The 14721-nt window shown below is 42.1% G+C and carries 15 protein-coding genes; 11 read left to right on the top strand and 4 right to left on the bottom strand.

Features of this window, described 5'->3' with window-relative positions; genetic code table 11:
- Positions 1-177 precede the first annotated feature (177 nt).
- The 4 genes from HJG58_RS04235 to HJG58_RS04250 all read left to right on the top strand — a co-directional run bounded on the left by HJG58_RS04235 (position 178) and on the right by HJG58_RS04250 (position 2572).
- Positions 178-780: a TetR/AcrR family transcriptional regulator gene (locus HJG58_RS04235; protein ID WP_170248034.1), complete on the top strand. Its 603-nt coding sequence runs from the start codon at positions 178-180 to the stop codon at positions 778-780.
- Positions 781-783: 3 nt separating this feature from the next.
- Positions 784-1761: a zinc-binding dehydrogenase gene (locus HJG58_RS04240; protein WP_086264741.1), complete on the top strand. Its 978-nt coding sequence runs from the start codon at positions 784-786 to the stop codon at positions 1759-1761.
- A gap of 64 nt (positions 1762-1825) precedes the next feature.
- Positions 1826-2179 carry a DUF1304 domain-containing protein gene (locus tag HJG58_RS04245; protein ID WP_086264742.1) on the top strand — a complete coding sequence of 118 codons (354 nt, stop codon included), beginning with the start codon at positions 1826-1828 and terminating at the stop codon, positions 2177-2179.
- Between the two features lie 51 nt (positions 2180-2230).
- On the top strand, positions 2231-2572 hold the full coding sequence (locus HJG58_RS04250; protein WP_005804458.1) for a GlpM family protein: 342 nt from the start codon (positions 2231-2233) through the stop codon (positions 2570-2572).
- Between the two features lie 50 nt (positions 2573-2622).
- Here the strand turns inward: HJG58_RS04250 and tenA are convergent, their stop codons facing one another.
- Positions 2623-3297, bottom strand: coding sequence for a thiaminase II (gene tenA / locus HJG58_RS04255; protein WP_005066884.1), 675 nt, complete (start codon positions 3295-3297; stop codon positions 2623-2625).
- Between the two features lie 262 nt (positions 3298-3559).
- On the opposite strand from tenA, the gene HJG58_RS04260 reads away from it, so the two are divergent.
- The 3 genes from HJG58_RS04260 (at position 3560) to ssb (ending at position 6793) form a co-directional block, all read left to right on the top strand.
- Positions 3560-4642 carry a DUF475 domain-containing protein gene (locus HJG58_RS04260; RefSeq protein ID WP_017399821.1) on the top strand — a complete coding sequence of 361 codons (1083 nt, stop codon included), beginning with the start codon at positions 3560-3562 and terminating at the stop codon, positions 4640-4642.
- A 147-nt stretch (positions 4643-4789) separates the two neighbouring features.
- Positions 4790-6154: an MFS transporter gene (locus HJG58_RS04265; RefSeq protein WP_005078603.1), complete on the top strand. Its 1365-nt coding sequence runs from the start codon at positions 4790-4792 to the stop codon at positions 6152-6154.
- A gap of 51 nt (positions 6155-6205) precedes the next feature.
- A complete protein-coding gene (gene ssb / locus HJG58_RS04270) occupies positions 6206-6793 on the top strand; it encodes a single-stranded DNA-binding protein (protein ID WP_005066890.1) in 588 nt (195 codons plus the stop codon).
- 40 nt (positions 6794-6833) lie between these two features.
- Here ssb and HJG58_RS04275 read toward each other — a convergent pair whose 3' ends face one another.
- Positions 6834-7157, bottom strand: a complete 324-nt coding sequence (locus HJG58_RS04275; RefSeq protein ID WP_170248035.1) for an AzlD domain-containing protein — start codon at positions 7155-7157, stop codon at positions 6834-6836.
- Complete coding sequence (locus HJG58_RS04280) at positions 7154-7849, bottom strand: AzlC family ABC transporter permease (RefSeq protein WP_170248036.1); 696 nt, start codon at positions 7847-7849, stop codon at positions 7154-7156. Before HJG58_RS04280 ends, HJG58_RS04275 begins: the two co-directional genes overlap by 4 nt.
- Before the next feature lie 68 nt (positions 7850-7917).
- Here HJG58_RS04280 and HJG58_RS04285 point away from each other — a divergent pair, with 68 nt between their 5' ends.
- Complete coding sequence (locus HJG58_RS04285; protein WP_002117406.1) at positions 7918-8466, top strand: helix-turn-helix domain-containing protein; 549 nt, start codon at positions 7918-7920, stop codon at positions 8464-8466.
- Between the two features lie 305 nt (positions 8467-8771).
- Positions 8772-10214 carry an amino acid permease gene (locus HJG58_RS04290; protein ID WP_170248037.1) on the top strand — a complete coding sequence of 481 codons (1443 nt, stop codon included), beginning with the start codon at positions 8772-8774 and terminating at the stop codon, positions 10212-10214.
- Positions 10215-10278: 64 nt separating this feature from the next.
- On the opposite strand, the gene pdxR is transcribed toward HJG58_RS04290, so the two are convergent.
- Positions 10279-11778 (bottom strand): MocR-like pyridoxine biosynthesis transcription factor PdxR, encoded by a 1500-nt coding sequence (gene pdxR, locus HJG58_RS04295; RefSeq protein WP_022576043.1) that lies wholly within the window; start codon positions 11776-11778, stop codon positions 10279-10281.
- Between the two features lie 156 nt (positions 11779-11934).
- Between pdxR and gabT the strand changes: the two genes are divergently transcribed.
- On the top strand, positions 11935-13227 hold the full coding sequence (gene gabT / locus HJG58_RS04300) for a 4-aminobutyrate--2-oxoglutarate transaminase (RefSeq protein WP_002117401.1): 1293 nt from the start codon (positions 11935-11937) through the stop codon (positions 13225-13227).
- Positions 13224-14672: an NAD-dependent succinate-semialdehyde dehydrogenase gene (locus HJG58_RS04305; RefSeq protein WP_017402824.1), complete on the top strand. Its 1449-nt coding sequence runs from the start codon at positions 13224-13226 to the stop codon at positions 14670-14672. Before gabT ends, HJG58_RS04305 begins: the two co-directional genes overlap by 4 nt.
- Positions 14673-14721: the final 49 nt, after the last annotated feature.

Consider the following 14721-nt stretch of genomic DNA (forward strand, 5'->3'; position numbering starts at 1 on the left):
GTACAAAATGATTTAAAGCGACAAATTGTGACGGTTAAACGACAATCGACAAAATTTGTTTAATTAAGCAGGTTGTATTTTTAACATTCCTCACTTCAGATTTCTACTCTAAGCAAATTTTAACCAGCAACATAACTTTACTAGACGACTGGTCTAATAGTTGTTTATGATGTATGCATGAAACGATTAAATAAAAGTGAAACCACACGACAGCACATTTTAGATACCAGCTTTGAGTTGGTGCTACGAAAAGGGTTTGTCGGTGTTGGTTTGCAAGAAATTTTAAAGGCTTGTGACGTACCTAAAGGTTCGTTCTATCACTACTTTGCTTCGAAAGAGGCATTTGGCTGTGCATTGCTAGAGCAATATATGGCTGACTATAAAGTGCGTATGGAACAACTTTGGCAACATAGCGAGCAAAGTGCTCATGCCCGTTTAATGGCTCTATGGCAGGCATGGATTGATGATCCGGTAAACGGTAGCTGGGCTGAGAACTGCCTGATTGTGAAACTGGCAGCCGAGGTTTCGGACTTATCAGAAGATATGCGTCAAATTCTCAATGACGGTGTGCACAAACTAACGCAGCGTTTGGCTCTACTACTCAAAGAAGGGCAACAAGAAGGATCAATTCCAAAACACGTTGAGCCTTTAAAAACTGCGCAAGTCATGTATCAGTTATGGTTAGGTGCTGCTTTACTCACAAAATTGTCGCAAGACAAAGCACATCTACATCTAGCTTTAGAAACCACCCAACAACTCTTAAAACCGATAGAGAAATAAAGCATGCGAAGTATTATCCATCGTAATTTTGGCGAACCTGTAGACGTTTTAGAGCAGGCGGATATGCCAAAGCCGGAACCGAAAGCAGGCGAAGTACGTATTAAAACCATCATGTCTCCGATCCATAACCATGATGTATGGACAGTACGCGGAAGCTATGGCTACAAGCCAACCTTACCTGCGATTGGTGGTAGTGAAGCAGTTGGTATTGTTGATGCGTTGGGCGAAGGCGTTACTCATGTACAAGTCGGGCAACGTATTGCAGTTGCAGCTGTGCATGGCAGTTGGGCTGAATACTTTACTGCACCAGCACAAGGGCTTATTCCGCTCAATGATGAAATTGATGATGAGACAGCAGCGCAGCTGATTGGTATGCCAATTAGTGCTCTCATGCTATTGGACTTTGTAAATGTTCAACCGGGTCAATGGCTCATTCAAAACACGGCGAATGGCGCAGTAGGTAAAACGGTTGCCATGATTGCGCAGGCACGTGGTTTACCTGTCATTAATTTAGTTCGTCGTACTGACGCAATTGCAGAGATGCAAGCATTAGGTATTCAGCATATTGTTGCAACTGATCAACCTAACTGGAAAGAGCAAGTTAAACAAATTCACGGCGACCAACCTCTGATTGCTGGTGTGGACTCGATTGGTGGCAGCGCAAGTGGTGAAATGCTTAATCTGCTCAGTGAAAATAGCTTGCTTGTTTCGTTTGGCAGTATGACTGGTGAAACTATGCAGATTTCATCGGGTGATTTGATTTTTAAACAAGCGACAGTAAAAGGTTTCTGGGCGAGTGTGGTCAACAAAGAAATGCCAGCAGCGCGTAAAAAGGAACTGATTGTTGAACTATTAACGCTAGCGACTCAGAAAAAATTAATCCTACCTGTAGAAGGGGTGTTTAGTTTTGATGAGATTAAAACAGCTGCTCAAAGAGCAACGCAAGGTGCTCGTCAAGGCAAAGTGTTGTTAAAGCCCTAACACATAAAAGATCAGTCGAGAGACTGATCTTTTTTCATATCTTTAAAATAAAAAGGAAAATTGTATGATCGGACAAATTTTAATTGCGCTTATCGCAATATTACATGTCTATATTTTAGTACTAGAGATGTTTTTGTGGGACAAGCCTTATGGCATGAAAGCCTTTGGAAATAATGCAGAAAAAGCAAAACTCACCAAAGTCATGGCACAGAACCAAGGTCTTTATAATGGCTTTTTAGCGGCGGGTTTATTTTGGTCTTTATTGGTAGATGCACCATTTGCCACATCACTTGCCAATTTCTTTTTAGGCTGTGTATTCATTGCAGGTATTTATGGTGGTCTAACTGCCAGCAAAAAGATTATTTATATTCAGGCAGTTCCAGCTTTGATTGCATTGGTTGCTGTTAATTTTCTTTAAAAAGCGCAAAATACAGCGTTTTGGGCTGGAATGACCAGATAGGATCAGCGCATGTGGGCGTTATTTTTAAAATGTATGTTGGGGGCTGGGGTTGTCCTCATTATTTCGATTTTATCGAAAAGTAAGGCATTTTATATTGCAGGCTTAGTCCCGCTTTTTCCTACATTTGCTTTGATTGCTCACGTGATTGTTTTTCAGCAAAAAGGGGCGGAGGCGTTACAAAAAACAGCTCTGTTTGGTCTATGGTCACTTATTCCCTATGCCATTTATTTAATTGCTGTTTATGTGCTGGCAACGCGTATGTCGATGTGGTCTTGTCTAGGACTGGCAACTTTATGTTGGGTTGTGGCCGCGGCAGGTTTGATTTACGGTTGGCAGTTGTTTCAAAGTTAAATTTAAGGCTGACCATTTAAATAATTAAATGGTCAAAGCCTCATCTTGATTTAGATATGATCTAAACCTAACCATTGTCTTTGATGGTAGGCGCTATCCCAAAACAACCATTCAAGTTTTGCACCCATGGTGTAAGCAGCATGCATTTTTTCTAAAGTGTCTGCATCACAACGTGCAGCAACTTTATCTACTGTCGCAATCACATTACGAACGGCGGTATGGAACTCTTCACCTGCGTAAGTATCAATCCATGCTTGGTAAGGGTTATTAGGAATTGATTTGTTCACAATATCTTTACCGACTTCGGCGTAAATCCAGAAGCAAGGTAAAAGCGCAGCGAGTACAACAGGGTAGCTTTCAGACCAAGCAGTGGCTGTCAAAAATGAAGTGTAATGGTGGCCTGCTAATGTTAATGGGGTATTTTTAAATTCTTCTTTAGTTACACCAAAATTTTTCATGAAGTCATCATGCAAACTACGCTCCACGACAATTGCAATTTTAGCTGCATCTGAAAATTGCATAATATCGTCGGCCTCGAAAGCTTTTGCAGCTGCAACGGCAAGCACACGGCCATAGGCCACTAAATATTGAGCATCTTGAATAACATAATGACAAAATGCTTCTTTATCTAAAGTACCGTTAGCAAGTTCCTGATTAAAAGGCAGGTCGAGAATTTTTTGATATAAATTTAAATTACGTTGCCAGAGTTCTTGAGAAAAAAGCATAAAATCATTCCATTTAAAATTAGACAACTAAACTGGATTTTAAATCAATTTTAAAATACAAAAATAAGAATGATAGATATATCGAAAGAAAATATTTAATCCGATTAATAAGTTAATTGAATATTACAAATTTCTTTATTAAACAGAGAGATAAAGTAAAGGGAATAACGGCACAAAACAACATCGTTTTGTGGTTAATTATCGATATAATAGCGGCGGTTTTAAGAAAGATTAAATTTAGTTCTTGGTATAGGTCTGATCCATGAAGCATTTCCGATTTTCGATATTTTTTACGGTGGTGTGTTTAGCACTGTCCGCGTATTGGGGTTTTACCCACGGACCTGAAGCGGGCGTGTCTACCATGCTTAAAGCTTTAACAATTACAGCCATTTTAGCTGTAATGGAGGTCTCTTTATCTTTTGACAATGCTGTCGTAAATGCATCGGTTCTACGTAACTGGGATCCGTTCTGGAAAATGCTCTTTTTAACGGTTGGTATTTTAATCGCCGTTTTTGGTATGCGTTTAATTTTCCCAGTAGCGATTGTTGCCGTGACTGCGGATATGGGAATGATTGAAGTGGCTAAATTGGCACTCAATGATCCGAAAACTTACTCTGAACGTTTAATGGCACACCACGCAGAAATTTCAGCATTTGGTGGAACATTCTTATTATTGGTATTCTTAAACTTCTTCTTTGATGAAGAGAAAGAAACCCATTGGTTTAGATGGCTTGAAGCTAAACTTTCTAGCTTGGCCAGCGTACCGGCAATGTCTGTTTTTATTGCTTTAATTGCGATGTTAATTATGGCAGCAAATGTTGATGAATCGCAGCGCCTTGCTGTGACTATGGCCGGTATTTGGGGCATTGTAGTTTATATTGGCGTTGAAGTTTTAAGTCATATGTTAGGTGGCGAACCTGAAATTGATGAAGATGGTAATGCCATTATGAAAGATGGATCAGGTGCTGCTTCTGGTGTAGTTAAAGCTGGTATAGGTGGTTTCTTGTATCTTGAAGTATTAGATGCATCATTCAGTTTTGACGGTGTGATTGGTGCTTTTGCAATCACTAGCGATGTTGTCGTGATTATGCTGGGTCTTGCAATCGGTGCTATTTTTGTCCGTTCAATGACAGTTTATCTTGTAGAAAAAGGCACGCTAGATGCTTATGTGTTCTTAGAACATGGCGCACATTATGCAATTGGTGCTTTAGCATTCATTATGATTGCAAGTGGTACAGGCGTACATGTGCCTGAAGTGGTAACAGGTTTAATTGGTGTAGCGTTTATTGTTTGGGCTGTCATTGCTTCAATTCAATATTCGAAGCGCGAGCATCAGTCGCCTTAAGCTAATTTTCAGTAAAGTTCGATAGAATGAAGAGGCTAAATGCCTCTTTATTTTTTTTAAGCCCAAATCGTTATTTTAAATAAGGTGTTCCGTATTTTTAGAAACGAATCGGCTTATAATTTACCTAGTTTGATAACGTGTATTGATATGATGAATGCTTTGGAACGTCGCTCAACTTTTGCCTTAAGTAGTATTTTCGCACTACGCATGTTGGGCTTGTTCATGATTATTCCTGTCTTTTCTGTAGTTGGACAGTCATATCAATATGCGACTCCAGCACTCATTGGTTTGGCTGTAGGTGTCTACGGCTTAAGCCAGGCGATTTTGCAAATTCCATTTAGCTTATTGGCAGACCGTTTTAGCCGTAAACCGCTTGTAGTATTTGGTCTATTACTGTTTGCGATTGGTGGTGCAATTGCAGGTTTATCCGACACCATTTATGGCGTAATTATTGGCCGTGCTATCGCTGGTGCTGGTGCAGTTTCAGCTGTAGTCATGGCGCTTTTAGCCGATGTGACGCGCGAAGAGCAGCGTACTAAAGCCATGGCTGCTATGGGCATGAGTATTGGCCTGTCTTTTGTGGTGGCTTTTAGCCTTGGGCCTTGGCTCACAAGCCTTGTCGGTATTTCGGGCTTATTCTTTGTCACGACCATTATGGGCTTGATTGCGATTGCGATGTTATTGCTTGTACCTAAAGTGACTCGCCACCATCGTAATTATCAGCAAGGCTATATGGCACAGCTTAAGCAAGTCATTCAAATGGGTGATTTAAACCGTTTGCACGTTTCGGTTTTTGCACTGCATTTATTGCTGACCGCCATGTTTATTTATGTACCTTCACAACTCATCGAGTTTGCGCATATTCCTTTGGCGAGCCATGGTTTGGTGTATTTACCGCTGTTAGTCATTAGCCTGTTCTTTGCATTTCCAAGCATCATCATTGCTGAAAAATATCGCAAAATGCGCGGGATTTTCTTAACAGCAATTACAGGCATTATTGCAGGTTTGCTGCTGCTCATATTTGGTTATCAATCCAAATATGTATTACTTGCAGGTCTAGGTATTTTCTTTATTGCATTTAATGTGATGGAGGCTTTATTGCCTTCTTGGTTGTCGAAGTCTGCTCCAATTCAGTCAAAAGCGACGGCTATGGGCGTAAATGCCAGTAGTCAGTTTTTAGGCGCTTTTTTTGGTGGCACACTAGGTGGTCAATTATTGATGTTACATAATACTGCGATTGGATGGAGTGTCTTAGCAGGGATTGCTATAATATGGTTGCTAATTAGTTTTGGTTTAGCTCAGCCGCGGTATTTGTCATCAATTGTGTTGCCATTGCCGCAAGTGCAACAGGTGAATGAGTGGACCACACAGCTATTGGCAATTCGTGGTATCGAAGAAGTTGTGGTGATGCCTGACCAGCAAGTTGCTTATATTAAAGTCGATAAACAGTCTCTAGATGATGCTGCGCGACGTGATTTAACGCAGTTGTTCGGTAAAGAGGTAGCCATTTAAGCATAACTCTTATAAAGTAAAACATAGAAATGTATAGGATGAAGACAGCTAATGCGTGGTGTAAATAAGGTTATTTTGGTTGGTACTTTGGGTCGTGATCCTGAAACAAAAACTTTTCCAAATGGGGGCTCGTTGACCCAATTTTCAATCGCGACAAGTGAAGCTTGGACTGATAAAAATACCGGTGAACGTAAAGAACAAACAGAATGGCACCGTATTGTTTTGCATAACCGTTTAGGGGAAATTGCTCAGCAGTTCTTGCGTAAAGGTTCTAAGGTTTATATTGAAGGTTCACTACGTACACGTCAGTGGACAGACCAAAATGGCCAAGAGCGTTACACTACAGAAATCCGTGGCGACCAGATGCAAATGTTAGATGCTCGTCAACAAGGTGAACAAGGTTTCGCTGGCGGTAATGATTTTAACCAACCACGTTTTAACGCACCTCAACAAGGTGGTAATGGTTATCAAAATAATAACAACCAAGGTGGCGGCTATGGCCAAAACAGCGGTGGTTATGGTAACCAAGGTGGTTTCGGTAATGGTGGAAGCAACCCTCAAGCGGGTGGTTTTGCGCCTAAAGCGCCACAACAACCAGCTTCTGCACCAGCTGATTTAGACGACGATTTACCGTTCTAATCAAAGTTTCAAAAAAGGCGAGTTTATCTCGCCTTTTTTATTACTCAATTCCAAGCAAACGTATAAGTGCCGTGCCAGCAGCTGCCAAGCAAATCACCAATAACAGCGGTACTTTTTTCCAAACCAAGAACAGTGCTAAGCCAACACCAAATATACGCGCGAACCCCGCAAAATCTTGACCTTCAAAAAATGTAGTGGTCACTGCAATCGCACAGAGCAAAACAGTCGCACCGTTTGAGAGTAAAACTTGGTATTTTTCAGAAAATGAGAACTTGGCACCCAAATGAAAACCAGCGAAACGAATCCCATAGGTTCCAAGTGCTAGTAAGCCGATACCTAAAATAATTAGTAATTGTTGACTCATTTCTTTCTACCAAATATCAAGCCAAAAAGTGAAATCAAAATTGGAAGTCCTGAGGCCAAAAAGGGTGTGGTGATCAGTGCTAAAGTTGATCCAGCAAATGCAGCTTTTCGAGTAAATTTATTCTTTAAAGCATTAAGAGTAAGTGCAATTAAAATCGCTGGGAAAATGGCATCTAAGCCGAATGTTTTTGGGTCTGGAATAGCACTTCCAATAAAATAACCCGCCGTTACACCAAGTGGCCAACTGAGCATGATGCCTATACCACATAGCCAGTAAGCAGCTTTTTTCGTCTCAAAATTGGGCTGTGCCATACCAAACAAAACGCTTTCATCGTTCATGATATGGGCCCCGAAATATCGAGAGAATTTACCTCTGATTAATTCATTGACCGCAATCCCAAAAGGTAAATGCCGTAAATTGACGAGTAGTCCTGCAATTGCAGCAGCAATTGGGCTACCACCTACTGCTAAAAAACCAATAAAGATAAATTCAGCAGTTCCTGCGAGCACAAAAACGGATAGGCAAAGCGGGATCCAGAGTGCTAAGCCATAACTTGCAGCAAGTGAACCTAAAGACATACCAACGACACTCGTCGCTAGGCACACAAAGAAAATCGAGCGGGTAGTGTCTTTATTAAGTTTCTTAATGAGAGAGTATGTGGTCATAGCATGATATAACGAACGATTTTCCATTATAATGAATAAGTCTGATTGTTTTGTCAAAACGAACGATCGTTTTTTTTATAGAACGGATGTGGTGAATGTCTCAGCCAATTGAAATTATTGCCAAAGGTTTAACGCGTGAACGTCAAAGAGCAGGGCTTTCATTGGCAGAGGTTGCTCGTCGTGCAGGTGTTGCCAAATCTACACTTTCTCAATTAGAGGCAGGGCAAGGTAATCCTAGCATTGAAACCTTATGGGCGCTTTGTGTCGCACTCAATATTCCATTTGCACGTTTGATGGAAGAACCGAGTAATCAGGTACAAGTGATTCGCTGTGGCGATGGGCCAACAGTGAGTTCTGAGATTGCCAACTACAAAGCAATTTTGTTAGCGACTTGTCCGCCACATGCGCGCCGAGATGTTTATTTACTAATTGTTGAACCAGGCGAAGATCGTCTTTCAGAACCACATCCAGTTGGCTCTGTGGAGCATATTATTGTGGTTGAAGGTAAAGCTTTGGTAGGCTTAATTGATGAAGCTGTTGAGCTTGGAGTTGGAGACTATATTTGTTATCCAGCTGACCAGAAACATATATTTAGAGCATTAGAAACAGGCACAAAGGCACTATTAATTTCTGAACAAAATTAAAGAATTTGAAGCTGATTAAAATAAAAACTAAAAGCCATTTACCAGCATCCCCTACAAAAAGGGCCAATTTTGCGTATAAATTTTGCAATTGGCTCTCTCTTTTATTACAAAAATGGCTCTCGTTTCTTGAGTGCCGAAACGACAAATTAAAGCTATTGGAAGTATGCATACGGAAACGCCGGATAAGCTCAGTGAATTTTCTGTTTTAGGAATTGGGCAGAACGGCTAAATTTTTAGGGGATATTTTTTGGCTTCGGAGGATTTCCGAGACTAGCCGATATCCTCCATATATTAAGGAAAATGATATGGCAGCTCATCAAAATGGTTCTGAAGCCAATCACTCCCAAAGTTTAAAACATGGACTCAAATCACGCCACTTAACGATGATCTCGATTGCAGGGGTTATTGGTGGTTCTCTATTCGTGGGCTCAGGCAGTATTATTTACAATACCGGACCTGTAGTTTTCTTAACTTACGCTTTAGGTGGTCTACTCGTTTGGTTCATCATGCGTATGTTAGGCGAGATGGCTGTTTTAAACCCTGATAGTGGCTCTTTTTCAACTTATGCTGACCGTGCGATTGGCCGTTGGGCAGGGTTTTCAATTGGCTGGTTGTACTGGTGTACTCTGGCCATGCTCATGGGGTGGGAAGCCTATGTGGCAGGAAAAATTCTAAACAATTGGTTCCCGTTTATACCGATCTGGGTCTATATGGTCGTGGTGATTGGTGCATTGGTTGTTGTTAATTTACAAAACGTGAAAAACTATGGTGAATTTGAGTTTTGGTTCGCCCTCATCAAAGTCATCGCGATTGTTATTTTCCTTGTGATTGGTAGTTTAGCCATCATGCATTTGTGGCCTTGGGGTAATCCGGCTGCTTCTGGTATTAGTAATTTAACCGCTCAAGGCTTTATGCCAAATGGCGGCTCATCCGTTATCACAGCCTTGCTTGGAGTCATGTTTGCCTACATTGGTGCTGAAATTGTTACGGTAGCGGCAGCAGAGTCGGCAAATCCATCGAAAGAAATTCGTAAAGCATCAAACTCGGTGGTTTGGCGAATTATTTTATTCTACGTAGGCTCTATGTTTGTTGCGGTATGTTTGATTCCTCACAACAATGAACTTTTGAAAGATTCAACTTGGGGAACCTATAGCGTAACTCTGTCTGCACTAGGTATTCCAGGGGCGCGCCATATCGTAAACTTTGTGGTTCTAACCTCAGTATGTAGCTGTTTTAACTCAGCACTTTATACGTGTTCACGTATGTTGTTCTCTTTAGCTAAACGTGGTGATGCACCGAAAAGTTTTGGCTCTGTAAACAGTAAAAGCAGTCCTTGGGTGGGCGTGATTGTGTCATGCTTCTTCTCTGTAATTGCCGTGATTTTAACTGCAACCGAGAGTATGAATGTTTATGACTTTTTCATGCTAACAACAGGTGCGGCAACACTGTATGTTTACCTGACTATTGCTTATTCTCAGCTTCGTATGCGTAAAAAATTAGAAGCTGAAGGCGTGAAAATTGACTTTAAAATGTGGATGTTCCCTTATCTAACTTACGTGGTGATTTTTGCAATTATTGGTGCAATTCTTACCATGTTGATTGAAGGCACCTATTTTAAAGAAGTGATTTACACTACAGCGCTGTTCGGCATTATTGTGTTCTTCGGATTGTTGTCTGAAAAACTGGGTTGGGGTAAAGAGCGTAGAGCGACTCATTTAACTCATAGCCATGAAGAAAAGTTAGTTTAAATTTTTAAATAAAAAAGAGCCTCACTGTGAGGCTCTTTTTGTTTGTTTTGATACGAGAGAATAGTTAATTTAGCGTAGGTACACCTGCTTCACGTAAGCATTGAAGCAAGACACCAAAAGCCATCACCATATCTTTTTCATTTACACAGGCAAAGCCCATGAGCAGTCCACGCTCTGCATGTGCATGTGACTGCATGTAATACTGTGAAAGTGGACGAACCTTGACACCACGTTCAAGCGCTGTGGCTGCAATCGCGACATCATCGCAAGAGTTCGGTAGTTTTAAAACCAGATGTAATCCTGCCGCTTCGTCATATTCATGAATAAATTCGGGGCCAAGATAACGTTGAATTAAGCTCACCAAGTAGTCGCGGCGCTTGCCATAAAGTAGGCGCATACGGCGAATATGCGCTTCATAATGGCCTTCACGAATAAATTCAGCTAGGGCTTTTTGCTCAAGCAAGTGCCCACCACGATAAAGCTCGGCTGCAACAATACGTAATGGTGAAAATAACGGCTTAGGCACCACTAGATAGCCAATTCTTAAGGATGGATAAATGGTTTTACTAAACGTGCCCATGTACAGCACAGGCGCATCATTTTCTAAACCTTGTAAAGAAGGATAAGGCTGCCCCGAGAAACGGAACTCACTGTCATAGTCATCCTCGACAATCCAGCTATTATGCTGACGGGCAATCTCAATCAGTTTACGTCGGCGGTTTAGGCTTAAGTGAGAGCCAAGCGGATATTGGTGTGAAGGCGTGACAAAAATGAGTTTAGGCGGCTTGGTCGGATTTTCCTCAGGAATAATGCCTTCAGCATCGACAGGCATCGGCTGAATATCTAGACCATTAATACGCAATGTATTACGCATTCCCCAATAAGCAGGATCTTCAATCCAGATTTTATCTCCCATATCACTGAGCGCACGTGAGACTAAATCAATCGCTTGGTGAATGCCTTCGGTAATAATAATTTGGTCAGCATCGCACTGGACTGAACGCGCAACACGTAAGTAATCTGCCAATGCACTTCGAAGCTCAATACAGCCACCTGCATTGCTATAAATCAGGCGATTAATATCGGGTTCTCGGCTTAAGCGTGCTTGAATACGACTAAAAATATGATGTGGGAACTCAGTCACATCCGGTGCTCCCGGCACAAAAGCGCCCCATTGGTGTGGCGACGCTGCGGCATAGCCTAATAAGTTGGAACCACGCTGCGATAGCTCATAGGAGCTTTGAGCTTTCGGGCTAGAAACCACTTTTTTCTTGTTTTGTGTATTTAAAAAACTCTCTGGTAATTTTTCGGCAACCCATGTGCCATGTCCCGTACGGGCTTCTAAGTAGCCTTCAGCTTGTAGTTGTTCATAGGCACTAAGCACCGTATTTCTTGAAACATGAATTTCACTGGCTAAGTCGCGTGATGCAGGTAGACGAGTCTTGGGCTGGATGACTCCATCAATAATGGCACCACGCAGGCAACGGAAAAGGCGTTGATGTAGTTTCCCTTCAGTGTCCTGTTGGAGTCGTTGCAGCAAATGATCTCCAAGTAAACTACGCAATTGGCTCTCTCCTACAGTTAAAAAGTGGCTCTCGTCAGTTGGCATCAGACGAGCGAAATTACATGCATAGGCAGTCGTTGTAAAGCACCCTGAAAATTAAGCACAGGATGCAAGAAACCAAAGCTGCAACTGATGATGAAAATATGAGGGAATCAAATGGATAATCAACATTCTGCACTTAACGCACGTAAACAGCAAGCAACTCCACGTGGTGTAGGCGTGATGTGTCAGTGGTATGCGGAAAAAGCTGAAAATGCCACGCTTTGGGACAAGGAAGGCAACCAATTTATCGACTTTGCTGGTGGTATCGCGGTTTTAAATACAGGCCATCGCCACCCTAAAGTTATTGCAGCAGTGACTGAACAACTTACTAAATTTACGCATACTGCCTATCAAGTAACACCATATGAAAGCTATGTCGCTTTAGCTGAGCGTATTAATGAACGCGCGCCAATTGCTGGTCCTGCAAAGTCAGCTTTTTTCACAACAGGTGCAGAAGCAGTTGAAAATGCGGTGAAGATTGCTCGTTCTTACACAGGTCGTCACGGCATTATCACTTTTGGTAACGGTTTCCACGGTCGTTCATTCATGACCATGGCAATGACAGGTAAAACTGCACCTTACAAACGTGATTTCGGTGTAATGCCAGCGGGTGTGTTCCATGCGCGTTACCCAGTGCCTGCTAAAGGTATTTCAGTAGACGCGGCAATTGAAAGCGTTGAAGATATTTTCAGTGAAGATATTGCACCACATGATGTTGCGGCAATCGTACTTGAGCCAGTACAAGGTGAGGGCGGTTTCAATGTTGTGCCAGCTGAGTTCCTAAAACGTTTACGTTCAATTTGCGACAAGCACGGTATTTTATTGGTTGCTGACGAAGTGCAATCTGGTTTTGCTCGTACTGGTAAATTATTTGCAATGAACTATTACGAGACTAAAGCAGATCTCATCACGATGGCGAAAAGCTTGGGCGGTGGTTTCCCTATTTCAGGTGTTGTTGGCCGTGCAGAAGTGATGGATGCGCCTAACCCAGGTGGATTAGGTGGTACTTACGCAGGTAGCCCGATTGCAGTTGCTGCTGCGCACGCGGTTATTGATGCGATTGAAGAAGAAAACCTATGCGACCGTGCAAATGAATTAGGTGCAGAGTTAGTCGCTACCCTTAAAGATATTCAACAAGCAACAGGCGACGTCGTAACTGATATTCGTGCATTAGGTTCAATGGTTGCAGTAGAGCTTGAAACAGCTGAACAAGCAAAAGTTGTACAAAACTATGCAATGGAAAACGGGTTGTTACTTCTTACTTGTGGTAAATACGGTAATGTAATTCGTTTCTTATATCCATTAACCATTCCTGCTGAACAATTCCGTCAAGGCCTTGATATCTTGAAACAAGGTTTTGCAACTCTAAAAGCAGGTAGTGCAAAAGCAATGGAGCAATCTGCATGATTCAAAATAATTTGCAGTATTTATTAAAACATCCTGATATTTCATTAGAAGCACCTGCATCAAATGACTATATCGAAGTTAATGATGCTGCTACAGGTGAAACTTTGGCATGGGTAAAAACCTATGACCGTGCAGGAGTTGAAGCCGCAATTAACCGTTCAGCAAAAGCGCAGGCTACTTGGAAAAAGCAAACTGCCTTGGCTCGTGCTGATGTGCTATTGGCATGGTACAACCTCATGCTTGAGCACAAAGAAAATCTGGCTCAAATCTTAACAGCTGAGCAAGGTAAGCCATTAGCAGAAGCACGTGGTGAAATTGGTTATGCAGCATCTTTCATACGATGGTTTGCCGAGCAAGCGCGCCGTATTGATGGAGAAGTCTTAACTCCTACGTTGCCAAACCAACGTCTGCTCGTGATTAAGCAAGCAATTGGCGTTACCGCTGCCATTACGCCGTGGAACTTCCCGGCTGCCATGATTACGCGTAAAGCAGGTCCAGCCATTGCTGCGGGTTGTTCAATGTTGGTTAAACCAGCAGAACAAACGCCGTTAACCGCTTATGCACTTGAAGTATTGGCGTTACAGGCAGGTTTACCAGCTGATGTTTTAATTAACATTAGTGGTGATGCGGTTGAAGTGGGTAAAACCCTATGTGAAAGCGATATTGTTCGTAAGTTAAGCTTCACAGGTTCAACTCAAGTTGGCCGTATCTTGATGCAACAATGTGCGCCAACCATTAAAAAGCTTTCACTTGAACTCGGTGGTAATGCACCAGTTGTGGTATTTGACGATGCTAACCTTGAGCAAGCAGTTCAGGGCATTATGGCAAGTAAATATCGTAACAGCGGTCAAACCTGTGTATGTGCTAACCGTATTTATGTTCAAGACGGTATTTACGATGCATTGGCAGAGCGTTTGGTTGAAGCTGTGTCTAAGCTTAAAGTTGGCGATGGCCGTCAAGAAGGTTCAACTCAAGGGCCTTTAATTGATGAAGATGCGATTGCAAAAGTGCAGTCTCACATTGCAGATGCAACTGAGAAAGGCGCAACAGTTCGTATTGGTGGTCAGCGTTCGGCACTTGGTGGTACATTCTTTGAGCCAACAGTTTTAACTGGCGTAACGCAAGACATGAAAGTGTCTAAAGAAGAAACTTTTGGTCCGCTTGCACCACTATTCCGCTTTAAAACTGAAGATGAAGCAGTGGCAATGGCGAACGATACCGAGTTTGGTTTAGCTGCTTATTTGTTTACGCAAAGCACAGCTCGTCAATGGCGAGTAGGTGAAGCACTCGAATACGGTATGGTCGGCATTAACACGGGCGCGATTTCAAATGAAGTTGCTCCGTTTGGTGGCGTAAAACAATCAGGTCTAGGTCGTGAAGGTTCAAAATTCGGCATCGAAGAATATGTCGAAATGAAATACCTCTGCGTAGACTTATCTGAGTAAGGAATAAAGCGAGTTCGTTTTGTTCTGAACGAAAACATACAGTTATGCT

Origin of the sequence: Acinetobacter geminorum (genome assembly GCF_013009345.1) — a bacterium.
Taxonomy (GTDB): Bacteria; Pseudomonadota; Gammaproteobacteria; order Pseudomonadales; family Moraxellaceae; genus Acinetobacter; species Acinetobacter geminorum.

What these genes read in the sequence shown, in the direction of transcription:
- HJG58_RS04235 (WP_170248034.1), top strand. Translation starts at nt 178, where the DNA reads ATGAAACGATTAAATAAAAGTGAAACCACACGACAGCACATTTTAGAT.
- HJG58_RS04240 (WP_086264741.1), top strand. Translation starts at nt 784, where the DNA reads ATGCGAAGTATTATCCATCGTAATTTTGGCGAACCTGTAGACGTTTTA.
- HJG58_RS04245 (WP_086264742.1), top strand. Translation starts at nt 1,826, where the DNA reads ATGATCGGACAAATTTTAATTGCGCTTATCGCAATATTACATGTCTAT.
- HJG58_RS04250 (WP_005804458.1), top strand. Translation starts at nt 2,231, where the DNA reads ATGTGGGCGTTATTTTTAAAATGTATGTTGGGGGCTGGGGTTGTCCTC.
- tenA (WP_005066884.1), bottom strand. Translation starts at nt 3,297, where the DNA reads ATGCTTTTTTCTCAAGAACTCTGGCAACGTAATTTAAATTTATATCAA.
- HJG58_RS04260 (WP_017399821.1), top strand. Translation starts at nt 3,560, where the DNA reads ATGAAGCATTTCCGATTTTCGATATTTTTTACGGTGGTGTGTTTAGCA.
- HJG58_RS04265 (WP_005078603.1), top strand. Translation starts at nt 4,790, where the DNA reads ATGATGAATGCTTTGGAACGTCGCTCAACTTTTGCCTTAAGTAGTATT.
- ssb (WP_005066890.1), top strand. Translation starts at nt 6,206, where the DNA reads ATGCGTGGTGTAAATAAGGTTATTTTGGTTGGTACTTTGGGTCGTGAT.
- HJG58_RS04275 (WP_170248035.1), bottom strand. Translation starts at nt 7,157, where the DNA reads ATGAGTCAACAATTACTAATTATTTTAGGTATCGGCTTACTAGCACTT.
- HJG58_RS04280 (WP_170248036.1), bottom strand. Translation starts at nt 7,849, where the DNA reads ATGGAAAATCGTTCGTTATATCATGCTATGACCACATACTCTCTCATT.
- HJG58_RS04285 (WP_002117406.1), top strand. Translation starts at nt 7,918, where the DNA reads ATGTCTCAGCCAATTGAAATTATTGCCAAAGGTTTAACGCGTGAACGT.
- HJG58_RS04290 (WP_170248037.1), top strand. Translation starts at nt 8,772, where the DNA reads ATGGCAGCTCATCAAAATGGTTCTGAAGCCAATCACTCCCAAAGTTTA.
- gabT (WP_002117401.1), top strand. Translation starts at nt 11,935, where the DNA reads ATGGATAATCAACATTCTGCACTTAACGCACGTAAACAGCAAGCAACT.
- HJG58_RS04305 (WP_017402824.1), top strand. Translation starts at nt 13,224, where the DNA reads ATGATTCAAAATAATTTGCAGTATTTATTAAAACATCCTGATATTTCA.